Below are 20,894 nucleotides of genomic sequence, written 5' to 3' on the forward strand. Positions count from 1 at the left end.
TCGTCATTTTTTCCCACAAAAAACCAACACGAAGTGTACGAAGGCAGCAAAAAAGTTGTCAAGACAGATACTGCGATTCTGACAAACAATTGATGCAGCCGTATTTTCTGATTCCCAGGCCCTGAAACGATAAAAGGTGATGCCCGCATATATTGCGAACACCACCTTTCCAAAATAAGTGAGTTAACCGATAAGCCGGGTTCTGTCCCGCTTGCGCGGTGGTAACCATTCCTCTAGGCCTGAAATCGCTCGCAGGCTCAAGCAACCTACCCGTCCCCAGCGCGGACCACGCCATTAGGGACCTATTTGGTCTTGCTCCGGGTGGAGTTTACCGTGCCACGAACTGTTGCCAGTCGCGCGGTGCGCTCTTACCGCACCCTTTCACCCTTACCTGTTCTCGCAAGCGAGTCATCGGCGGTTTGCTCTCTGCTGCACTGGTCGTAGGCTCACGCCCCCCAGACGTTATCTGGCACCCTGTCCTGTGGAGCCCGGACTTTCCTCCCCCTCGTCAGTCTCCCAAAGGACATCAACGAAGCAGCGGTTACCTGGTCAACTCAGGCGGCGGATTGTATAAAACTCCCGCCCGAGTTACCAGAGAAAGTTAGACTTCTTCCCTTCAGTGGTGAGAAAACGGCCAGCCCTGACCGGCTCTGCGCTTATTCCAGATTCTCCAGGCCCCATTTATAGAGCGCATTTTTCTTCACACCGTGAATCTCTGCCGCCATGGCCGCGGCCTTTTTGAGCGGCAATTCAGCAACCAGAATCTTTACCGTTCGCAGCGCTTCAGCCGGCAAGGCGTCTTTATCAGCCCTGTGCCCTGCCACCAAGAGCACCATTTCCCCCCGGATACGGTTGCTGTCCTCCCCCAGCCAGGAGATCAGCTCACCTAACGGCGCGCCATGAATGGTTTCAAAGGTTTTGGTCAGTTCACGCGCCAGCACCACGTGGCGATCCGGACCCAGCACGGCCTGCATGTCCGCCAGCGAGTCGAGAATACGGTGCGGGGATTCATAAAATATCAGGGTGCGCGGATCTTCAATCAGCAAACGGAAGGTGTCCTGACGCCCTTTGCTTTTGGCGGGCAGAAAGCCTTCAAAACTGAAACGGTCCGACGGCAGGCCCGATGCACTCAGCGCGGTGATCACCGCACATGCCCCCGGCAGAGGGACAACTTTAACACCCGCCTGACGACAGCGAGTCACCAGATGGTATCCTGGATCGCTGATGAGAGGTGTACCGGCATCAGAGACCAGTGCGATACTGCTGCCCTGACGCAATTTTTCAATCAGCACATCCGCTTTCTGCTGTTCATTATGATCATGCAGGGCAAAGGTGCGGGTAGAGATGGCAAAGTGGGACAGCAGGCGTGAGGTATGGCGTGTGTCCTCAGCAGCAATTAAATCCACCTTGGCCAGAACATCCAGCGCGCGGTGGGTAATGTCTGCTAAATTGCCGATCGGGGTCGGAACGATGTACAAAGTTGCGACATCCACCGAGCACGAATTGGTCTCACTCATTTGTCTATGATCTCATCTGCAATTAATATAGAGAGTAATTTGTCACAGTTGAATGAATTCAATGCTTAATTTTACCCATAAGCGCAAAAGTGTAACACGTATTCTGGCCCCTGTAGCCCTTGCCGTGATTCTGGCAGGCTGTTCGGCACCAGGCTCTCAGCCAGCGTCTTACTCTGCGGATATCACGGCGCCTGCCTCTGACTCCGCTGCCAGCTACCTGCTCAAAGCAGAGTCGTCTGAAGGTACTGCTGGCATTGACTGGCATATCCTGGCTCTTAAAGCACTGATCAAAGAGGGCCGCTGGCCGCAGGCCGATCAGCAAGCCAATAAGCTGGCCGGCATGAACCTGTCTCCGGTGCAAATGGCTGAATGGCAGTTAGCGCGTGCAACCCTGCGCTATCAGCAAGGCCAGCCCCAAACCGCGCTGGAGACGCTGAACTTCCTGCCCTGGTGGACCCTGGCCGACAGTCAGTACCGTCGCTATCACCTGCTGCGTGCCGAGCTGTTGACCCAGACAGAGCAGCACTTTGCTGCCGCCAGAGAACGCACAGCACTGTCACAGTACCTCAACAGCAGTGAAAAAGAAGTCAACTGGCAGAACCTGTGGCAGGACCTGTCTCAGTATAATAACCACCAGCTTAAAGCCGCCAGCATCAGTGTGGATGAAACCGTCCTACAGGGCTGGGTGGCACTCAGCATGATCAAAAATGCCTCTGCTCAGCGCCCGGTCAGGCTGAAATCCGAGGTCGAACAATGGCTGCAAAACCATCCTGAGCACCCGGCCAACAGTTACCTGCCGAAAGAACTGCAGGCCATCATGAGCCTGGAAGTGGTAGAGCTGGAGAAAGTTGCACTCCTGCTGCCTTTGTCTGGCAAATTCGAAAGCCAGGGCAAAGCCGTTCGCGATGGCTTCCTCAATGCCATGCTGGAAGATACCGAGCGTAACCCGAATACCGAGCTGTCGATTTACGATACAGAATCCGAACCTATGTTCAGTATTGTTAACAAGCTTCAGCAAGACGGCATTCAGCTGGTGATAGGCCCGCTTCAGAAAGAAAAAATCACCGAATTTCAGTCTACCGAAGGCGGCAATATCACAGAGCTGGCGCTCAATGAGCCGCAGAATCTGGATCTGAGCCAGCCCAACACCTGCTATTTCTCCTTATCTCCCGAGCAGGAAGCCGAGCAAGCCGCCCAGCATTTATATGCCAAAGGTCACCGCAGCCCCATGGTCATGGCCCCGGCCAATGACTTTGGCCGACGGGTCAGCCAGGCGTTCATGACGAAATGGGAAACACTGACCGGCACCCAAGCAGAACGCCAGACCTTCGGTTCCAGCCGTGAAATTCAGAACCAGATGGCGGCCGTATTTGGCTTGACCGACAGCCGGACCCGCAGTAGGCAAATGGAGCAGGTACTGGGCATACCGCTGGAAACCCAGGCGCGCAGCCGTCGCGACACCGATGCCGTGTACCTGATTGCCAACCGGAATGAAGTCACCCTGCTCAAACCCTTTATCGAAGTGGCGATCAATCCGGATGTCACTCCGCCAAAACTGTATGCCAGCTCACGGACCAATCCGGACAACAACGCCAATGTCAGTGAACTGTCCGGGATTGAATTTAGCGACATTCCTCTGCTCGCGTCCCCGGATCAGCCCTTTATGGAGCAGTTTGAGCAGTTGTGGCCAGGACAGAAGAACAGTGCCATCCGGCTCCATGCTTTTGGGATGGATGCCTACCGGATGATCACTGAACTGCCTCAGATGAAAGTGGTTGAGCATTACAGCACCCAAGGTAAAACCGGCCAGCTGAGCATAGACGATCACTGTGTTGTTCAGCGTCAGTTAGACTGGGCGGTATTCACACCCAATGGCATTGCACCTGTTCAATAAGCGCCGTCAGGGGTACCATTACGAGTCACTGGCCGAGCAGTATCTGCAACGCCAGGGACTTTCTGCCATTGCCCGCAACGTTCACTGCCGGGGTGGTGAGCTTGATCTCATCATGAAAGACGGTGATTGCTGGGTATTTGTCGAGGTAAAGTACCGTACCCATAACCGTTTCGGTTCCGCGGCCGAGGCTGTCAATTGGCGCAAGCTGCAACGCATGAAGCGTGCTGCACTGTACTGGCTGCATTCAAAAGGCATGGCTGCCGAACACTGCCAGCTGCGTTTCGATGTTGTCACCATAGAAGGGACTGACCACGCAATCTCGTGGCTGACCAACACTTTAGTTGAAGAGTAAAACATGCTAGAGAGCATTAAAGAAAACTTTACCGAAAGCATTCAGACACAAATTGCAGCGGCTGAGGCATTGCCTGACGCCATTTCCCGCTCTGCCCAGGTGATGGTGCAAAGCTTGCTGAACGGCAACAAGATCCTGTGCTGCGGTAACGGGGGCTCCGCCTCTAATGCCCAGCATTTCGCATCCTGCCTGATTAACCGCTTTGAAACCGAACGCCCCAGTCTGCCGGCACTCGCGCTCACCGCAGACACCACCACACTGACAGCGGTGGCGAACGACTATCATCAGGACGAAATTTTCTCCAAGCAGATTCGCGCCCTGGGTCAGCCGGGTGACATACTGCTGGTGTTCTCTACCAGTGGAAACAGCAAAAACATCATCAAAGCCATGGAAGCTGCACTGACCCGCGACATGAACATCATAGCGATGACGGGTAAAGACGGCGGTGTTATGGCCGGACTGCTGGGTGTGCAGGATGTCGAGATCAGAATTCCGTCGCAGCGTACCGCCCGCATCCAGGAAGGCCACCTGCTGACGGTGCACTGTCTGTGCGATCTGATTGACCAGATTCTTTTTCCGCAACACGAAGGGTGATCATGCAACGCTTGCTGCTCATTTTGATTTTGCCTTTGCTGCTCCAGGGGTGCGGTACCCTGCTGCAAACCGATCCCCGCAGCGGGCAACAGCAATGGCAAGATCAGCACATTGCTATGCAAATTGGTGGCTTAGTCAATAAGCCGCCGTATCAGGGCAAAGTCAGGGTCAATGCGATATCGACTGAAGGCCGGGTGTTGCTGGTTGGCCAGGCGGTGGATCAAGCCACTGCCGGGCAATTAGCTGACGCAGTACAAGAGCTGGCTAGCGTGAAAGAGGTCTATAACCAGCTTCAGATCGGCCCGCTCCCTACCCTGTCTGATGTCGGTCTGGACAGCTGGCTAACCACCAAAGTGAAAGCACAGCTGATAGCCAGTAAAAAGTTGCGGGATTCAGCGGTACAGGTGGCAACGGAAAACCAGCGGGTTTACCTGCTCGGCTTTGTGACCAGAGAGCAAGGCAATATTGCGGCGGATGTCACACGCAATGTGGAAGGGGTTAAACACGTGATCAAAGCGTTTGAATACACAGACTGACCCGCTTCATCAGTATTCAGAAAGCAGCAGATAAAGAAAAACGCAGTGCTTCGAAAGAAACACTGCGTTTTTTATGTCCGTCAAAGTGGATTACTTAACCACTGTGAGGCTTGGGCGACCGCGTGGACGAGGTGGTTCTTCCTCTGAGGCAAGCTCTTCGACAGCATCAGTCAGACTGACCGGTGACAAATGCTCTTCATCACCGACAGCATCTGCTGCGTCAAACACGCCCTCTTGCTCGCTGTTTGCCATTTCATAGCCGGGTTCGGGTTCAAACATAGTGCCTGCTCCATTTTCCCGTGCATAAAGCGCCAATACAGCCGCAAGAGGCACTGCTACAGCATGCGGACGGCCACCAAAACGGGCATTGAAGCGCACAGCATCATTGCCCAGTTCAAGGTTACCGACAGCACGCGGCGCAAGGTTCAGCACAATTTGTCCGTTACTGACAAATTCCTGCGGAACCTGCACATCAGGCAGTGTTGCATCAACGACCAGATGCGGAGTCAGATCATTATCCACAAGCCAGTCATAGAAAGCCCGCACCAGATAAGGTCGGCGCGGGGTCATCTCGGCCATCTCCATCACTGACCAGCCAGACGCATTTCGCGCTCAGCTTCTGTCAGCGACGCAAGGAATGAATCACGTTCGAAAACGCGCGTCATGTATGCCTTCACTTCTTTTGAACCCGCACCGTTAAGCTCAATACCCATAGAAGGTAAACGCCACAGTAACGGTGCCAGGTAGCAGTCGACCAGGCTGAACTCTTCACTCATGAAGTAAGGAAACTCAGCGAATACCGGTGACAGCGCCAGCAGCTCTTCACGCAGTTGTTTACGCGCTTTATCCGCTTCATCAGCTGTGCCTTTCTGCACTTTTTCCGCTAATGAATACCAGTTACGCTCAATGCGATACATCATCAGGCGGCTGTTACCACGAGCAACCGGATACACAGGCATCAGAGGCGGGTGAGGAAAACGCTCATCCAGGTATTCCATAATAATGCCGGCCTGATACAGAGCCAGTTCACGATCCACCAGAGTTGGAACAGAATTGTATGGATTCAGGTCAAGCAGATCCTCAGGTAGGTTGTCTGGTTCAACCAGCTCAATCTCAACACTTACACCTTTTTCTGCAAGTACAATACGCACCTGATGGCTATACATATCCGAAGCATCAGAATACAGCGTCATCACAGAGCGTTTATTGGCAGCTACAGCCATCAACCCCTCCAGTATACTCATATACACAAAAAGCAACGGGGGCTCTTGCCCCCATTGCGAGTTTCTTAACGCACTAGATTACCCGATCAATGGACATCGCGCCAATATTCTTTCTTCAGCAGCAAGGCCAGCACAAAGAAGATAACGATAAAGCCCATCACCCACAGACCCAGTCGCTGACGTTCCAGCTTCATAGGTTCTGCCGAGTATTCAAGGAAGTTAACCAAATCACGAACCACAGCGTCGTATTCGCCAGGACTCAGCTCACCGTTGCCGTCTGATTCCAGGCCAACAAACTCCTGCACTTCTTCACCGTCAATAGTGCGTGTCTCAAACACTTTACGTGGCGTGCCCTGCAGCTCTTCCAGCACGTGTGGCATACCCACACTTGGGAACACGACGTTGTTCACACCAAACGGGCGGCTTGGATCTGCATAAAAAGAGCGCAGATAGGTATACAACCAGTCAGTCCCACGCACACGGGCCACCAGAGTCAGATCCGGTGCCGGAGCACCAAATGACGCCGCGGCGTAATCTTCCGATATCGCATTGGTCATCAGATCGCCGATCTTGGCATTTTTATCAAAGATCAGGTTTTCCATCATCAGGTCAGCCGGGATACCCAAATCTTCCGCTACACGCTGGTAACGCTGATACTGAGTGGCATGGCAACCCAAACAATAGTTAACAAAAGTACGTGCACCGCGCTGCAGTGAAGCTTCGTCCGACAAATCATTGTTTGCCGCATCAAGGTGAACATTACCACCCGCAGCCATTGCCAGAGACGGCAACAGAGCCAGCAGCATAACCATCAGCTTTTTCATTTGAATGTGACCCTCTCTGGTAGCGGTTTCGTCGCCTCATTCTTACTGTAGAAATACAGCAGTACGAAGAACATGAAGTAACCGAGACTGAAGATCTGCGCCATCAGGGTGTATACCGCAGTGGCAGGAAGCGCACCCAGAATACCCAATGCAATGAAGCAGACAGTGAACTGAGCGATGTTTGCCAGGTGCAGCTTGCTGCGGTAACGGTAAGAACGCACTTTGCAGCGATCCAGCCAAGGCAGCAAAAACAGCATCACAATTGACAGACCCATCGCAATGACACCCAGCAGTTTGTCAGGAACTGCACGCAAAATCGCATAGAAAGGCGTGAAGTACCATACAGGTGCAATGTGTTCCGGTGTCTTCAGCGGGTTAGCCGCTTCAAAGTTAGGTGGCTCAAGGAAATAGCCGCCCATCTCGGGGTTAAAGAAAATCACATAACTGAACAAGAAAGCAAAGATAGCCACACCGACGAGATCTTTCACTGTACCGTAAGGGTGGAACGGCACTGAATCAATGATGTCGTACTTATTGGTGTAGTACTCGTGGAACTTGAATCGGGACTGGTAGTTGTCACCTTTCGCGCCTTTTGGCAGTTTGGTTTCAATACCATCCGGGTTGTTCGAACCCACTTCGTGCAGCGCCAGAATGTGCAGCACAATCAGCAGCAACAGCACAATTGGCAATGCAATAACGTGCAGTGCAAAGAAGCGGTTCAGTGTGGCACCGGAGATCACGTAGTCACCGCGAATCCACAGGGTCAGGTCATCACCGATGACAGGAATAGCACCAAACAGAGAAATGATAACCTGGGCACCCCAGTAAGACATCTGACCCCAAGGCAGCAGATAGCCCATAAAGGCTTCAGCCATCAGTACCAGGAAAATCAGCATGCCGAACAGCCACAGTAATTCACGCGGCTTTTTATAGGAACCGTAAATCAGGCCGCGGAACATATGCAGGTATACCACAACAAAGAACGCCGAAGCGCCCGTGGAGTGCATATAACGCAGCAGCCAGCCGTAATCCACATCACGCATGATGTATTCCACAGAGGCAAAGGCACCATCACCTGATGGAACATAGTTCATGGTCAGCCAGATCCCGGTCAGGATTTGGTTTACCAGAACAAGCATGGCCAGTGAGCCAAACAGATACCAGAAGTTAAAGTTCTTCGGCATCGGGTATTCAGACATATGCTTTTTATAAGCATTCATCACTGGCAGACGTTTTTCAATCCAACCCAGCAAGCCTTCCATTATGCCGTCTCCTCATCTTGACCCACTAAAATCGTGTTGTCGTTCAGGAACATATGAGGCGGTACCACCAGGTTAAGCGGTGCTGGCACCCCTTGGAAAACCCGACCAGCCATATCAAACTTAGAGCCGTGGCAAGGACAGAAAAAGCCTGCTGGCACGCCACTGACCTGCTCATTGAAACTGTCTGGCAGGTAAGTTGGGGAACAGCCAAGGTGGGTACAGATCCCGACGGCAAGAAAGATTTCAGGTTTAACTGAACGGTATTGGTTTTGTGCGTAAGCCGGCTGCTGAGGTTCAGCGGCCTGCGGATCACGCAGTCGATCATCGTGTGTCGGCAGTTCATCCAAAATAGCCTGGCTACGGCGTACAGCCCATACAGGTTTGCCTCGCCATTCTACGCGGATCATCTGGCCTTCTTCTAATTTACTGATATCAACTTCAACTGGCGCGCCCGCAGCCTTGGCTTTGGCGCTAGGATTCCAGGATTTGATAAAGGGTACGGCGACAGCGACTGCACCTAAGCCTCCAACAACCGAGGTCGTCGCAGTCAGGAAGCGGCGTCGGCCGTTACTTACTGGCGCTTTGCTCATCCAACATTCTCCCATGTGCTCCCGCTCAGGATTATTCTTTCCATCTGCGTCCCTGGAGCTTACGGCTAACTTTCTACGGAAAGACTCAACAGCTTATTGATTAAGAATTTTCATGCTGCTATTTATCGCGGCAAATGATAAAGAAAACCCCACTTTAAGACAAGGTAAACACCGCAAATGTGAGAGATTTGTGGGGTTAATTTCCTTGGTCGTCAAGATGAAAAAATGCAAACTATGGTGTCAATTATTCAATTTTTTTTGACAAGATCCCTGAATGTCGTCGACAAAACAGCATTAAGCGCCTTAACACGGGTTCCCGTTCAGGATAAATCACGCCTTAGCGAAGCGAATACCCATCGCCCTACTGCACACTGACAGGGCGCCGGCTGCCGGTATGCTGCAATTTGTCTTAGCGCGTAAACGCAAAAAGCCCAGCACAATGGCTGGGCTTTGATGTACACAGTAACCAGAGAAATCTCTGGTGCGTTGAATTAACGCTTAGAGAACTGTGGACGACGACGTGCTTTACGCAGACCAACTTTCTTACGTTCAACGCGACGTGCGTCACGAGTAACGTAGCCAGCGGCACGCAGAGCAGGACGTAAAGTCTCATCGTACTCCATAAGAGCACGAGTGATACCGTGACGGATCGCACCAGACTGACCAGTGATACCACCACCTTTAACAGTGATGTACAGATCCAGTTTCTCAGTCATATCAACCAGCTCAAGAGGTTGACGAACAACCATGCGAGCTGTTTCGCGGCCGAAGTATTCTTCGATGCTGCGCTTGTTGATTACGATGTTGCCAGTACCCGGTTTAACGAAAACGCGAGCAGCTGAGCTTTTGCGGCGGCCAGTGCCGTAGTATTGATTCTCTGCCATTGTCATGTTCCCCAATTAGATGTCTAGAACTTGTGGCTGCTGTGCAGCGTGGTTGTGCTCGCTACCTGCGTAAACTTTCAGTTTACGGTACATAGCACGGCCTAGAGGACCTTTAGGAAGCATGCCTTTAACAGCAATTTCGATGATCGCTTCTGGCTTTTTCTCCAGCAGCTTGTCGAAGCTGATAGTTTTCAGACCGCCGATGTAGCCAGTGTGACGGTGATACATCTTATCAGTACGCTTAGCGCCAGTCACTGCTACTTTCTCAGCGTTGATAACAACGATGTAGTCACCGGTGTCAACGTGAGGAGTGTACTCAGGTTTGTGCTTACCACGCAGACGAGATGCGATTTCAGTTGCCAGACGACCCAGTGTTTTACCTTCAGCGTCAACAACATACCAGTCACGTTTTACAGTTTCTGGTTTAGCAACGAAAGTTTTCATGCTAATTCTTACCCAATTTTAAATAGTTTCACTTTCCAAGAACGCAAAGCGTTCTCTCTGTATATAGAGCCCAGTCATCACCCCTTCGAGTGGTTGGCACTCCCGGCATAACGCCGTCACAGGTACGGTGGGTCGCGAGAGTATACGGAAGCATGGGGAAAAAATCACCTTTTTTTCCAAAAAAGTTCAGCGATTTTTCCAGGAATAATCGCGCTTCCGTTAAGCCAGATGCGGCCTGGCAAGATATTCATGGCTCTGCATTTCAATCAGACGCGAGCAACAGCGCTTAAACTCAAAGCTCAGGCGCCCGGATTGATACAGCTTATCCATCTCAGCTTCCGCCGAAATGATCAGCTTGACATGACGCTCGTAAAACTCATCGACCATGGCAATAAAGCGGCGGGCGGCATCATCATCTTTTTCGGTCAGCACAGGGACATCAGACAAAAGAACACTGTGGTACATATGCGCAATACTCATATAGTCTGACTGACTGCGCGCCCCGCGGCACAGCGCATCAAAGGTAAAATGCACCACTCCTTCCGCTTCATGGCGGGTGGCAATCGGCCTGTCATTGATCAGTATGTCCTGACCCTCATGCCGGGGAGCGGCAGACAACTGCATGAAATAGCGGTGCATATTTTCTTGTGCGCTGGCATCGAGCGGCCAGTGGTAAATTTCAGCCTGCTCCAGTGTCCGCAGCCGGTAGTCGACCCCCGAGTCGACATTCACCACCGCGCAGTGTTCCTGAATTAACGCAATCGCAGGCAGGAAGCGCGCGCGTTGCAGACCATTTCGGTACAGTTGATCCGGCGGAATATTCGAGGTGGCCACCAGGGTAATACCACGGCGGAACAAGGCCTCGAACAAGGTGCCCAGTATCATGGCATCGGTAATATCTGAGACAAAAAACTCATCAAAACAGATGATGTCCGTTTCCTGCTTAAACCTGTCCGCCACTCTTTCCAGCGGATCGCTCTGGCTGCCAAGCGACTGCATCTCTTTATGGACACGGTGCATGAAACGGTGAAAATGCATCCGCATTTTTCGTTCAGTCGGCAGGCAATCGAAAAAGGTGTCGACCAGATAGGTTTTGCCACGTCCGACGCCCCCCCAGAAGTACAGGCCTTTGACCGGTTTGACCGGTTCAGTGGTCTGGCGCTTGAACAACCGGCTCACCAGAGACGGTTTTAATGGCTCAGGTCGCGGGGCCTGCATACGATGATAAAGATCATTGAGGTGAGAAACCGCCATTGCCTGGGCAGCATCAGGCAAAAAGCCAGGTTTTTTCAGATCTTCTTGATAGCGTTGTTCGGGAGTCATCCTCATCCTGCTCAGTCACCGGTAGTCGTGCGCCCGGTGACAAATTTGCCGGACTCACAACTTCTAATATGTCCATCTTTGGTCGTAGATAGTACCACGACACTGGATGTGCATGTATAGTAACTAGATAACCACCCAATAAGCACATAACGCTTTTGAGATAACAAAACAGGTCAACCTGTTGTACTCACAGTCACAAGGAGTTTTTCATGGCTTGGATCTACGCGATTTTGATTTTCGCAGCCGGCGCGCTGGTCGGTGCCTTTGCCGCCCGTTTGGGGAACAAAAACCTGAAACAACAGAAAGAATTGCAAAAAGAGCTCGATAAAACCAAATACCAGCTGGAGCAGTACCGTCAGGAACTGGTTGATCATTTCGCCCGCAGTTCTGACCTGCTGGACAACCTGGCAAAAGATTACAGTAAATTGTACGAGCACATGGCAAAAACCTCCGCCGAGCTGATGCCAAATTTGCCGGAACAGGATAACCCTTTCTCTCAGCGCATCAGTACACTCACTCCTATCGCTGATGAGCCAGAAACTGAAACAGAAGAGCTGGGCACCCATCAGCCCAGAGATTACGCCAACGGCGCGTCCGGTCTGTTGCGTGCTGAGCAGAAGCAGGCAGAAGCAGCAAAAGCCAGTTAAGAATTGTTACAAATTTGACATTTATTGGAACTTTACTCCGGTTTACAAGTCACAATTAGCACTTGTAAAACCGGAGTTGAGTAATGATGAAAAAACCTTTACTTGTAATGACTGCGCTGGCGTTAAGTATTAGCGCAGTGATGTCCCCTATCACTGCCTCCGCTGCGCTTCCTTTGGCTGTTAACGATCAGCAACTTCCCAGCCTTGCCCCCATGCTGGAACAAGTAACTCCTGCTGTGGTCAGTATCGCAGTAGAAGGCAAACATGTCGCCAAACAGCGGATACCGGATGCTTTCCGCTATTTCTTCGGCCCTGACTTCCCCAGCGAGCAGGTTCAGGAGCGCCCCTTCCGTGGCTTAGGCTCCGGGGTCATTATTGATGCAGCTAAAGGTTATGTAGTTACCAACCACCATGTCATTGACGGCGCCGATAAAATACTGGTTCAGCTGCATGACGGCCGTGAAGTCAAAGCCGAGCTGATAGGCAGTGACAGCATGTCGGATATTGCCCTGTTGCGCCTGGACAACACAAAAAACCTGACCGCCATCAAAGTGGCCGACTCGGATCAATTACGCGTCGGTGATTTCACTGTAGCCATTGGCAACCCGTTCGGACTGGGCCAGACCGTCACCTCAGGTATTGTCTCGGCGCTGGGGCGCAGCGGGCTGAATATCGAGAATTTCGAAAACTTTATCCAGACTGATGCCGCCATCAACAGCGGTAACTCGGGTGGCGCGTTAGTCAACCTCAATGGCGAACTGATTGGTATTAACACCGCCATTCTGGGCCCCAACGGCGGTAACGTCGGTATTGGTTTTGCCATTCCGGCCAATATGGTGAAAAACCTGACCAGCCAGATTCTGGAATTTGGCAAAGTGAAACGTGGCGTGCTGGGCGTTCAGGGCGGTGAGCTGACATCTGAACTGGCTGAAGCCTTTGGTTACGAAACCAATCACGGCGCCTTCGTCAATCAGGTCATGCCCGGTTCCGCGGCTGAGAAAGCCGGCCTGAAAGCCGGTGACATCATAGTGTCAGTCAACGACAAAGAAATTCGTACCTTCAGCGAGTTACGCGCCAAAATTGCCACACTCGGTGCAGGCAAAGACGTTGATTTAGGCGTACTGCGTGACGGAAAAGAGAAAAACTTCAGCGTCACCTTACAAGAAGCCGAGATGAGCAACCTCAAGGCCGATCACCTGCATGAAAGCCTGGCCGGTGCCGAATTCAGTAACACCACGGCGGACGACAACACCAAAGGGGTGAAAGTCACCAAGATAGATCCGCAGTCACTGGCCGCCCGCTATGGACTGAAAGAAGGCGACATCATTATTGGTCTCAACCGCCAGCCAATCGGCAATCTGGGGCAGCTGCGCAAAGCCCTTGATAACAAGCCTTCCGTGCTGGCGCTGGAAATCAGACGAGGCAATAACGAACTTTACCTTATTATCCGCTGACACAATCCGGTCCGGGCAACTGCCCGGACTGTTTTTCCTGCGGCATTTCTGTCATCTCCTTCCCGCTTCGACTTGTTGATAACTGGATGTAAATGCTATTCTCAATCGGTTTTTTAACCTTTTGCTTTAATGGTAAAGCTTGAGTCAATCAGGGGAGCATCAATGCTGGCATTTTTAGGTCGATCCGCCTTCATGGGCGTGCTGACGGCTGGAGTCTTGCTACTTGCTTTCCCCAGCCTGCGCAGCCAGATGTTTTCTCCGGATGCCGCGCTCAATGGTCAGCCCGATGTGCCGCAGCAGATTTCCTTCAGCTACGCTGTCCGCCGAGCCTCCCCTGCTGTCGTTAATATCTATAACCGTCGCTACAATGCTGAAGACCGCCTGCAACTGAGCACTCAGGGCCTGGGCTCTGGCGTTATTATGAGTGATAAAGGCTATATAGTGACCAACTACCACGTGGTTGCCGAAGCGGATCAGGTGATCGTGGCGCTGCAGGATAGCCGTATTTTTACCGCCCAGCTGATAGGGAAAGACAGACGCACCGATATCGCGGTGCTGAAAATCCAGGCCGAGAACCTGCCTGTCATTCCGCTGAACCCGGATTATCCCCCTGCGGTGGGTGACGTGGTTCTCGCCATTGGTAACCCCTACAACCTGGGACAGACCACCACTTACGGAATCATCTCTGCCACCGGGCGCTCCGGCATGAGTTTCTATGGCCGCCAGGATTTTCTCCAGACCGATGCGGCGATCAACGAAGGTAACTCAGGTGGCGCGCTGGTCAACACCCGTGGTGAGCTGGTCGGTATCAACACCGCTTCTTTTCAGCAGGCAACCGACATTGAAACCTACGGCATTTCCTTTGCCATTCCCTATCAGCTCACACAAAAGATCATGAATAAACTCATCGCTGATGGTCGGGTGATCCGCGGCTATATCGGTATTGATGGCCGTGAAATCAATCCGGTTATGGCTCGACTGTATGATGCGGAGCAGGTAAGAGGGATCATAGTGATGGGCATGGATCCCGATGGTCCGGCGTCCAAAGCTGGCTTCAAGGTTCAGGATATTCTGGTCGAGATTGACGGCAAGCCGGTGACAGATATGCGGAATGTGCTGGATATAGTCACTGAGCTGCGCCCTGGCACCTATGTCGATATGACGGTGCTGCGCAACGGTAAACCTAAGAAGTTAACTGTACTGATTGGCGATGAGCCTGACAGGTAAAAAGTAGGACATTGGGAATAGAAAAAGCAATGTCCAGACACTGAAAGCAGTGACTGGACATTCAGGTTACTTTGCCAGCTTACTCGCTGAAGCGCTCAATCTTCATGCCCAGACCACGCAGCTTCTCTTCGATATGCTCGTAGCCACGGTCAATGTGATAAATACGATCAACTATCGTCTCACCTTTAGCAATGTTGCCGGCGATCACCAGGCTGGCTGAGGCACGCAGATCGGTTGCCATTACCTGAGCACCGCTCAAGCCGTCAGTATCACCGCAAATCACAGTGTTACCTTCGATTTCAGCATGTGCGCCCATACGGATGAGCTCAGGAATGTGCATGAAACGGTTCTCGAAAATCGTTTCGGTAATAATACCGGTACCTTTGGCGACCAGATTCAGCAAAGAAAACTGGGCCTGCATATCGGTCGGGAAACCAGGATGTGGCGCAGTGCGGATATTGACTGCGCTCAGCTCGCGCCCCGTCATGTCCAGACTGATCCAATCGTCGCCGGTCTCAATCAAAGCACCGGATTCTTCCAGTTTCGCCAGGGCGGCTTCGAGTAGCGACGGACGGGTGTTACGACACACCACTTTTCCGCCAGAAATCGCCGCAGCGACCAGGAAAGTACCGGTTTCAATGCGATCCGGCAGCACCTCATGATACCCACCGCCCAGACGCTCAACACCTTCGATAACGATAGTATCTGTGCCGGCACCCGTGATTTTCGCCCCCAGGGTATTGAGGAAATCGGCAGTATCGACAATTTCCGGCTCACGGGCGGCATTCTCAATCACGGTTTTGCCTTGTGCCAGCGTTGCCGCCGACATGATAGTCACAGTCGCGCCAACGCTGACTTTATCCATCACTATGTGAGCGCCTTGCAGACGGCCCGCCACTTCGGCTTTCACATAGCCTTCTTCCAGGGTAATAGTCGCCCCCAGTTGTTCCAGGCCATGAATGTGCAAATCAACCGGACGGGCACCGATCGCGCAGCCACCCGGCAGCGACACCTGGCCCTTGCCGAAGCGGGCAACCAGAGGCCCGAGCGCCCAAATTGAGGCGCGCATGGTTTTCACCAAATCGTAAGGGGCGCAATATTCACTGATATTGCTGGCATCGACATACACAGAGCCATTACGCTCCACTTTTGCACCCAAACGGCTCAGTAGCTCCATGGTGGTGTCAATATCACGCAACTTAGGCACATTACCGACTTCAACCGGCTCTTCTGCCAGCAGTGAAGCAAACAAAATTGGCAGGGCAGCATTTTTTGCGCCCGAAATCGCGACTTCACCGCGGAGTGGGCCATTGCCCTGAATTCGAAACTTCTGCATTGGTTATCTCTTACAAAGACATCAGCTTCTTGTCACGCGCCCACTCTTCAGGAGTGTAGGCTTTAATTGACAAGGCATGGATGGCATTACTGGCAATATGCGACATCAAAGGTGCATAGACTGCCTGCTGTTTTTTCACACGGCTCATGCCGTCAAACATTGCACCGACAGCAATCACCTGATAGTGGCTGCCTTCGCCATTCACTATGACTTCATCCAGCTCCAACGCATTTTCAAGAATTTGTTTAATTTCAGATATTTCCACAAGCTATCCTCTACTTGAGCTGTTGATCATTCCATACAGGCAGCCAGCACAGTGTCGACATGACTGAGGCGAAGCAGGGTTAACAATTGTTGCGGCACGCCTTGCAACACCAGATGACGTCCTGCCTGAGTGAGTTCCCGGTGCAAGTGCAGCAGCATAACCATACCCGCAGAGTCTACCCGAGACAGCTCAGACAGTTCGATCGTGACCTTAGCATCTTGTGGCATCCATTCACGTCTTTGCTGCCAAAAGGCTGGCACTGTGTCACGTTCCAGCACTCCTGACAAGCGGTAATGGCCATTTTCCTGCACCTGCCAATGGACGGCGGGATTCCCCATGGTCATTTTTCCTCAGGTTTGATTGGCTTAGCCGCCAGAGCACGCAAATCCTGCGTGACCTTGTCGACACCCTGCGTGCGCAGCTGCCCGCTCCATTCACTTTGTTTGGTTGAAATCATGCTTACCCCTTCGGCCACCATATCGTATCCTTGCCACTCATTGGTCTGCTTATTCTTACGCAGTTTGAAATCCAGACGAATGGGCGGGCGCTGCGTATCTAAGATATCAACACGAATAGACACGATAGAGCTGCTGGCCGGTACTGACTTAGCCGGTTCCATCCGGATCTCCTGATCTTTGTACTGAGTCAGCACCTGGGCATAAGAGGCGACCAGATAATCGGTAAATGCATTCACAAAGTTATTGCGTTGCTCTTTGGTTGTCTGCTTCAACTGCGGCCCAAGCACTTTATAAGCGGCATAACGGGTGTTGATATAAGGCAGCAGTTCCTGACGGACCACAGTGCGTAAATAGTCAGGATTACGCTGAATCTGGGTCTGCTCGGACTTAAGACGGGCAAATGTCTGCTGCGACACCACCTGCATCATTTTATAGGGGTCGGTTTTATCTACGGTAGCGGCGCCGGCAAAGAGCGGTAAACACGCTATCGTAAGGCATAAAATCTTCAAAAATTTCATTGTTCTCTTCCTTATTTTTCGCCGTCGTTGCCTATGCTGTACAGCACCTGGCCAATCATATCTTCCAGCACCAGCGCCGATTTGGTGTCTTCGATGAAGTCACCGTCATCCAGCATCAGGATACCTTCGTCGACAAAGCCCGGCGACAACCCGAGATACTGCTCGCCCAGTAAGCCTGAAGTAAGGATGGCAGCGGAACTGGTTTCTGGAAAGTAACCGTATTTCTTCTCAATGGCGAGTGTCACTACGGGGACATAAGACTCTGTATCCAGGGTGATATTGCTTACCGTGCCAATGGTCACTCCCCCCACTTTGACCGGTGAACGGACTTTCAGCCCGCCAATATTATCAAACCGCGCCTTCAGGTCGTAAGATTCAGAATTACCGAAGCTTTTCACATCCGCCACTTGGAATACCAGCACCAGCAGCGCCACAATACCTGCTAACACGAAGCTGCCGACCCAAAGTTCTAATTGCCTGTTCTGTTGCATGATTAATTCCCAAACATGAGTGCTGTCAGCACAAAATCTAAACCTAATACCGCCAATGAAGAATTCACCACTGTCCGGGTGGTTGCCCGGCTGATGCCTTCTGATGTTGGTACGGCATCAAAGCCATTAAAAACGGCAATCCAGGTGACAGTGACGGCAAAGCACAGCGACTTAATCAGGCTGTTGCCTATGTCATAGCCCAGCTCTACCGATGACTGCATCACTGACCAGAAACTGCCGTAATCAATGCCTTTCCAGTTCACCCCCACCAGCTGGCCGCCCCAGATGCCAACCGCAATAAAAAGCATTGTCAGCAGCGGCATCGAAATAACGCCCGCCCAGAAACGGGGCGCGACCACACGGCGAAGCGGATCGACCGCCATCATTTCCATGCTGGAAATCTGCTCAGTGGCTTTCATCAAGCCGATTTCAGCGGTTAAGGCCGAGCCGGCCCGACCGGCAAACAGCAGGGCGGTGACCACAGGCCCCAGTTCCCGTAACAGCGACAGTGCCACCATCTGGCCCAGACTGGTTTCTGCACCGAAATCCACCAGCACAATAAACCCCTGCAGACTCAGTACCATACCGATAAATAAGCCTGACACCATTATGATAGCTACCGAGAGCACCCCAACGGAATACAACTGCTTTAACAGCAATGGAAACATTTTGGCAGGTTGCGGTTTACTCACCAGTGCGCCGGATAACAGCAAGGTTGCCCGCCCCATGGTGCGGCAGCTGGACAGCGTACTGTGTCCCAGCTGCACGATAAAATCCGTTAACATAATATGGAATTACCTTTCTTATTCGCGATAACTCACTGACTCAGCGCGAGTGAGCAGTTACGACGAGAACCGACTGAAAAGATCCTGCTCCAGTGCCGGTGCAGGGAATTTGAACGGCACGGGACCGTCAGCGTTTCCATCGAGAAACTGACGAACCCTTTCATCGGGATTGGCGTTCAGTTCATCCGGAGTACCGCTGCCAATGATTTTGCCACCTGACAGCAAATACACTTGATCGGCAATACTCATCACTTCGGGCACATCGTGCGACACGATAACCGAGGTAATACTCAGGGCCTGATTCAGGCTGTGGATCAGCTTGACCAGTACTCCCATGGTAATGGGATCCTGCCCGACAAAAGGCTCGTCATACATGATGAGGTCGGGATCCAGTGCTATCGCTCTTGCCAGCGCTGCGCGACGTGCCATACCACCGGACAGTTCATTGGGCATTAAATTCGCCGCCCCCCGTAACCCGACGGCTTCCAGTTTGAGCAGCACTAAGGTATGCAGCAAATCCTCAGGCAGAGCGGTGTGCTCGCGCAAAGGAAACGCCACATTGTCAAAAACTGTCATGTCGGTAAAGAGCGCGCCGGACTGAAAGAGCATACTCATCCGCTTACGCGCCCGGTACAAGTCACTGCGCGATAAGGCCGGGATATTTTTATCGTCAAACCAAATTTCCCCCTGATCCGGCATAATCTGCCCGCCAATCAGACGAAGCAGGGTCGTTTTACCAATGCCGGACGGCCCCATGATGGCAGTGATCTTGCCCTTCGGCACCTCCAGTGACACATCATCGAAGATTTTGCGTTTGCCCCGGGAAAACGTCAGGTTGTTAATTCGAATTAGCGCTTCGGTTGCTGTCATAACCTTCCTAAATACCCTTGCATCCGTGATTCATCCGGAATGCACCCTGATACAAGCATAATTGAATGTAATTAATTAGTTATATTGCATGTGGTTGATCATAGGTAGATTCCCTGACCAACTCAAGGTAATACCTGTCAGCTCGCTGTGATTTTTCGTTCTTTGCCGTCACCCGGATAGCACAGACCCGGCTCAGGTTATGAACCTTGTTTTTTATAACATAAAAGTCCTGAATGAAACCAATCCCACTGTGTATTGAGTGCCACAAACACGCTCACTTTACACCAGTGGTCTGTTTCCCATATAAAGATCACAGCACCGAAAACAAATACTCTCGGCTTTTCCTTCCATTTTCGTCAGTGAAACGTCAAAATTACCCCCTTAAAAACCAGCTCACTGAAAAATCTATAAGGGTTAATAATGCTTGAAGCCATCTTGTTACTCGGTATCGGACTTGCGTTACTGGTATGGAGTGCGGATCGACTTGTTTTTGGAGCAGCTGCTTTAGCAAGGAATTTAGGGGTGGCCCCGCTCATTATCGGTATGACCATATTGGCAATGGGCTCCTCCGCCCCGGAAATGATGGTCTCTGCCACTGCCGCGCTGGCAGGAAAAACCGATACCGCCGTTGGTAACGTGCTGGGTTCAAACATTGCAAATATTGCGTTAATCCTGGGTTTAACCGCCCTTATCAAGCCATTATCCATCAGTTCCGGCATCATTCGCCGTGAACTCCCGCTGATGATGGTGGTCACACTGATTGCCGGTATATTGCTGTGGGACAGTTATTTAGGCTTTTTTGAAGGCGTCTTACTGGTTGTTCTGTTTGTTATTTTTATTCTGGCGATGCTGAAAATCAGCCGCAGCGGGAATAATGGTGCTCAGGACATACTGCTGGAAGAGCAGGAATCTGAAATTCCCCAGGGCGTCAGCAATATGGCGGCGTCCGTATGGATTGTGATTGGATTGCTATTGCTGCCTTATGCGGCCAACATGCTGGTTGATTCTGCCGTGACGATTGCCAAATACTTCGGCATGAGCGATCTGGTTATCGGCCTGACGATTATTGCCGTCGGTACCAGCCTGCCGGAACTGGCCGCCTCGATTGCCAGCATCCACAAAGGCGAAGACGACATGGCTGTGGGTAACATCATAGGTTCCAATGTCTTCAATATCCTGGCTGTGATGGGACTGCCTGGCCTGCTCAACCCTTCGGTGATCAGTCCGCTGGCGATGGGTCGTGACTTTTACGTCATGCTGGGCATCTCTGTCCTGCTGGTGCTGATGGCGCTGGGTAAACGCCGTCGTATCAACCGCCTGGAAGGCCTGATTCTGATTTTATGCTTTGTCGCCTATCAGAGCTATCTGCTTTATAATATGGCGGCTTAACCGAGAGCGAA

24 protein-coding genes and 1 other RNA gene are annotated in these 20,894 nt (G+C 51.9%); 8 read left to right on the forward strand and 17 right to left on the reverse strand.

Features of this window, described 5'->3' with window-relative positions:
- Positions 1-175 precede the first annotated feature (175 nt).
- Both rnpB and rsmI read right to left on the reverse strand, forming a co-directional pair.
- Positions 176-557, reverse strand: an RNA gene (gene rnpB, locus H511_RS24210) — RNase P RNA component class A.
- Between the two features lie 99 nt (positions 558-656).
- Complete coding sequence (rsmI, locus tag H511_RS0118625) at positions 657-1,517, reverse strand: 16S rRNA (cytidine(1402)-2'-O)-methyltransferase (protein WP_027253684.1); 861 nt, start codon at positions 1,515-1,517, stop codon at positions 657-659.
- A gap of 61 nt (positions 1,518-1,578) precedes the next feature.
- On the opposite strand from rsmI, the gene H511_RS0118630 reads away from it, so the two are divergent.
- From H511_RS0118630 to H511_RS0118645, 4 genes are read left to right on the forward strand one after another with little or no spacing between them, the layout of a single operon-like run.
- Positions 1,579-3,411, forward strand: coding sequence for a penicillin-binding protein activator (locus H511_RS0118630; protein WP_027253685.1), 1,833 nt, complete (start codon positions 1,579-1,581; stop codon positions 3,409-3,411).
- Positions 3,389-3,763 (forward strand): YraN family protein, encoded by a 375-nt coding sequence (locus H511_RS0118635; RefSeq protein ID WP_211225223.1) that lies wholly within the window; start codon positions 3,389-3,391, stop codon positions 3,761-3,763. The genes H511_RS0118630 and H511_RS0118635 overlap by 23 nt, the downstream gene beginning before the upstream one ends.
- A 3-nt stretch (positions 3,764-3,766) precedes the next feature.
- The gene (locus H511_RS0118640; RefSeq protein ID WP_027253687.1) at positions 3,767-4,357 is read left to right on the forward strand and encodes a phosphoheptose isomerase; all 591 of its coding nucleotides are present in this window, start codon (positions 3,767-3,769) and stop codon (positions 4,355-4,357) included.
- Between the two features lie 2 nt (positions 4,358-4,359).
- Complete coding sequence (locus H511_RS0118645) at positions 4,360-4,893, forward strand: BON domain-containing protein (protein ID WP_027253688.1); 534 nt, start codon at positions 4,360-4,362, stop codon at positions 4,891-4,893.
- Positions 4,894-4,983: 90 nt separating this feature from the next.
- On the opposite strand, the gene sspB is transcribed toward H511_RS0118645, so the two are convergent.
- The 8 genes from sspB to zapE form a co-directional block, all read right to left on the reverse strand.
- Positions 4,984-5,478 carry a ClpXP protease specificity-enhancing factor gene (sspB, locus tag H511_RS0118650; protein ID WP_027253689.1) on the reverse strand — a complete coding sequence of 165 codons (495 nt, stop codon included), beginning with the start codon at positions 5,476-5,478 and terminating at the stop codon, positions 4,984-4,986.
- Positions 5,478-6,116 (reverse strand): stringent starvation protein SspA, encoded by a 639-nt coding sequence (gene sspA / locus H511_RS0118655; protein ID WP_027253690.1) that lies wholly within the window; start codon positions 6,114-6,116, stop codon positions 5,478-5,480. Before sspA ends, sspB begins: the two co-directional genes overlap by 1 nt.
- A gap of 86 nt (positions 6,117-6,202) precedes the next feature.
- Positions 6,203-6,940, reverse strand: a complete 738-nt coding sequence (locus H511_RS0118660) for a cytochrome c1 (RefSeq protein WP_027253691.1) — start codon at positions 6,938-6,940, stop codon at positions 6,203-6,205.
- Positions 6,937-8,202, reverse strand: a complete 1,266-nt coding sequence (locus H511_RS0118665; RefSeq protein ID WP_027253692.1) for a cytochrome b — start codon at positions 8,200-8,202, stop codon at positions 6,937-6,939. Before H511_RS0118665 ends, H511_RS0118660 begins: the two co-directional genes overlap by 4 nt.
- Positions 8,202-8,792, reverse strand: a complete 591-nt coding sequence (petA, locus tag H511_RS0118670) for a ubiquinol-cytochrome c reductase iron-sulfur subunit (RefSeq protein WP_027253693.1) — start codon at positions 8,790-8,792, stop codon at positions 8,202-8,204. The genes H511_RS0118665 and petA overlap by 1 nt, the downstream gene beginning before the upstream one ends.
- 491 nt (positions 8,793-9,283) lie before the next feature.
- A complete protein-coding gene (gene rpsI / locus H511_RS0118675) occupies positions 9,284-9,676 on the reverse strand; it encodes a 30S ribosomal protein S9 (RefSeq protein ID WP_027253694.1) in 393 nt (130 codons plus the stop codon).
- 15 nt (positions 9,677-9,691) lie between these two features.
- Positions 9,692-10,120 (reverse strand): 50S ribosomal protein L13, encoded by a 429-nt coding sequence (gene rplM, locus H511_RS0118680; protein ID WP_027253695.1) that lies wholly within the window; start codon positions 10,118-10,120, stop codon positions 9,692-9,694.
- Positions 10,121-10,339: 219 nt separating this feature from the next.
- Positions 10,340-11,443, reverse strand: a complete 1,104-nt coding sequence (zapE, locus tag H511_RS0118685) for a cell division protein ZapE (RefSeq protein WP_027253696.1) — start codon at positions 11,441-11,443, stop codon at positions 10,340-10,342.
- Positions 11,444-11,652: 209 nt separating this feature from the next.
- On the opposite strand from zapE, the gene zapG reads away from it, so the two are divergent.
- From zapG to degS, 3 genes are all read left to right on the forward strand, one after another.
- A complete protein-coding gene (gene zapG / locus H511_RS0118690) occupies positions 11,653-12,090 on the forward strand; it encodes a Z-ring associated protein ZapG (RefSeq protein ID WP_027253697.1) in 438 nt (145 codons plus the stop codon).
- An 83-nt stretch (positions 12,091-12,173) separates the two neighbouring features.
- Complete coding sequence (locus H511_RS0118695) at positions 12,174-13,544, forward strand: Do family serine endopeptidase (RefSeq protein ID WP_027253698.1); 1,371 nt, start codon at positions 12,174-12,176, stop codon at positions 13,542-13,544.
- 162 nt (positions 13,545-13,706) lie between these two features.
- Positions 13,707-14,771, forward strand: coding sequence for an outer membrane-stress sensor serine endopeptidase DegS (degS, locus tag H511_RS0118700; protein ID WP_027253699.1), 1,065 nt, complete (start codon positions 13,707-13,709; stop codon positions 14,769-14,771).
- A 79-nt stretch (positions 14,772-14,850) separates the two neighbouring features.
- On the opposite strand, the gene murA is transcribed toward degS, so the two are convergent.
- The 7 genes from murA to mlaF are packed head-to-tail and all read right to left on the reverse strand — an operon-like array spanning position 14,851 to position 19,494.
- Entirely contained in the window at positions 14,851-16,107 is a 1,257-nt protein-coding gene (gene murA, locus H511_RS0118705) for a UDP-N-acetylglucosamine 1-carboxyvinyltransferase (RefSeq protein WP_027253700.1), read from the reverse strand.
- 10 nt (positions 16,108-16,117) lie between these two features.
- Positions 16,118-16,372, reverse strand: a complete 255-nt coding sequence (gene ibaG / locus H511_RS0118710; RefSeq protein ID WP_027253701.1) for a BolA family iron metabolism protein IbaG — start codon at positions 16,370-16,372, stop codon at positions 16,118-16,120.
- Positions 16,373-16,398: 26 nt separating this feature from the next.
- Positions 16,399-16,710 (reverse strand): STAS domain-containing protein, encoded by a 312-nt coding sequence (locus tag H511_RS0118715; protein ID WP_027253702.1) that lies wholly within the window; start codon positions 16,708-16,710, stop codon positions 16,399-16,401.
- 2 nt (positions 16,711-16,712) lie between these two features.
- Positions 16,713-17,348, reverse strand: a complete 636-nt coding sequence (gene mlaC, locus H511_RS0118720; protein ID WP_027253703.1) for a phospholipid-binding protein MlaC — start codon at positions 17,346-17,348, stop codon at positions 16,713-16,715.
- Positions 17,349-17,359: 11 nt separating this feature from the next.
- Complete coding sequence (mlaD, locus tag H511_RS0118725) at positions 17,360-17,839, reverse strand: outer membrane lipid asymmetry maintenance protein MlaD (RefSeq protein WP_027253704.1); 480 nt, start codon at positions 17,837-17,839, stop codon at positions 17,360-17,362.
- Between the two features lie 2 nt (positions 17,840-17,841).
- Positions 17,842-18,624: a lipid asymmetry maintenance ABC transporter permease subunit MlaE gene (mlaE, locus tag H511_RS0118730; protein ID WP_027253705.1), complete on the reverse strand. Its 783-nt coding sequence runs from the start codon at positions 18,622-18,624 to the stop codon at positions 17,842-17,844.
- Between the two features lie 57 nt (positions 18,625-18,681).
- Complete coding sequence (mlaF, locus tag H511_RS0118735; RefSeq protein ID WP_027253706.1) at positions 18,682-19,494, reverse strand: phospholipid ABC transporter ATP-binding protein MlaF; 813 nt, start codon at positions 19,492-19,494, stop codon at positions 18,682-18,684.
- Between the two features lie 420 nt (positions 19,495-19,914).
- On the opposite strand from mlaF, the gene H511_RS0118740 reads away from it, so the two are divergent.
- Positions 19,915-20,883, forward strand: a complete 969-nt coding sequence (locus tag H511_RS0118740; RefSeq protein WP_027253707.1) for a calcium/sodium antiporter — start codon at positions 19,915-19,917, stop codon at positions 20,881-20,883.
- Positions 20,884-20,894 lie beyond the last annotated feature (11 nt).

It is taken from the genome of Photobacterium halotolerans DSM 18316, from assembly GCF_000425165.1.
In the GTDB taxonomy this organism is placed as follows: Bacteria; Pseudomonadota; Gammaproteobacteria; order Enterobacterales; family Vibrionaceae; genus Photobacterium; species Photobacterium halotolerans.

Bases quoted from the DNA above. Each gene is read 5' to 3' on its own strand.
- rsmI (WP_027253684.1), bottom strand. From the start codon at position 1,517: ATGAGTGAGACCAATTCGTGCTCGGTGGATGTCGCAACTTTGTACATC.
- H511_RS0118630 (WP_027253685.1), top strand. From the start codon at position 1,579: ATGCTTAATTTTACCCATAAGCGCAAAAGTGTAACACGTATTCTGGCC.
- H511_RS0118635 (WP_211225223.1), top strand. From the start codon at position 3,389: ATGGCATTGCACCTGTTCAATAAGCGCCGTCAGGGGTACCATTACGAG.
- H511_RS0118640 (WP_027253687.1), top strand. From the start codon at position 3,767: ATGCTAGAGAGCATTAAAGAAAACTTTACCGAAAGCATTCAGACACAA.
- H511_RS0118645 (WP_027253688.1), top strand. From the start codon at position 4,360: ATGCAACGCTTGCTGCTCATTTTGATTTTGCCTTTGCTGCTCCAGGGG.
- sspB (WP_027253689.1), bottom strand. From the start codon at position 5,478: ATGGAGATGGCCGAGATGACCCCGCGCCGACCTTATCTGGTGCGGGCT.
- sspA (WP_027253690.1), bottom strand. From the start codon at position 6,116: ATGGCTGTAGCTGCCAATAAACGCTCTGTGATGACGCTGTATTCTGAT.
- H511_RS0118660 (WP_027253691.1), bottom strand. From the start codon at position 6,940: ATGAAAAAGCTGATGGTTATGCTGCTGGCTCTGTTGCCGTCTCTGGCA.
- H511_RS0118665 (WP_027253692.1), bottom strand. From the start codon at position 8,202: ATGGAAGGCTTGCTGGGTTGGATTGAAAAACGTCTGCCAGTGATGAAT.
- petA (WP_027253693.1), bottom strand. From the start codon at position 8,792: ATGAGCAAAGCGCCAGTAAGTAACGGCCGACGCCGCTTCCTGACTGCG.
- rpsI (WP_027253694.1), bottom strand. From the start codon at position 9,676: ATGGCAGAGAATCAATACTACGGCACTGGCCGCCGCAAAAGCTCAGCT.
- rplM (WP_027253695.1), bottom strand. From the start codon at position 10,120: ATGAAAACTTTCGTTGCTAAACCAGAAACTGTAAAACGTGACTGGTAT.
- zapE (WP_027253696.1), bottom strand. From the start codon at position 11,443: ATGACTCCCGAACAACGCTATCAAGAAGATCTGAAAAAACCTGGCTTT.
- zapG (WP_027253697.1), top strand. From the start codon at position 11,653: ATGGCTTGGATCTACGCGATTTTGATTTTCGCAGCCGGCGCGCTGGTC.
- H511_RS0118695 (WP_027253698.1), top strand. From the start codon at position 12,174: ATGATGAAAAAACCTTTACTTGTAATGACTGCGCTGGCGTTAAGTATT.
- degS (WP_027253699.1), top strand. From the start codon at position 13,707: ATGCTGGCATTTTTAGGTCGATCCGCCTTCATGGGCGTGCTGACGGCT.
- murA (WP_027253700.1), bottom strand. From the start codon at position 16,107: ATGCAGAAGTTTCGAATTCAGGGCAATGGCCCACTCCGCGGTGAAGTC.
- H511_RS0118715 (WP_027253702.1), bottom strand. From the start codon at position 16,710: ATGGGGAATCCCGCCGTCCATTGGCAGGTGCAGGAAAATGGCCATTAC.
- mlaC (WP_027253703.1), bottom strand. From the start codon at position 17,348: ATGAAATTTTTGAAGATTTTATGCCTTACGATAGCGTGTTTACCGCTC.
- mlaD (WP_027253704.1), bottom strand. From the start codon at position 17,839: ATGCAACAGAACAGGCAATTAGAACTTTGGGTCGGCAGCTTCGTGTTA.
- mlaE (WP_027253705.1), bottom strand. From the start codon at position 18,624: ATGTTAACGGATTTTATCGTGCAGCTGGGACACAGTACGCTGTCCAGC.
- mlaF (WP_027253706.1), bottom strand. From the start codon at position 19,494: ATGACAGCAACCGAAGCGCTAATTCGAATTAACAACCTGACGTTTTCC.
- H511_RS0118740 (WP_027253707.1), top strand. From the start codon at position 19,915: ATGCTTGAAGCCATCTTGTTACTCGGTATCGGACTTGCGTTACTGGTA.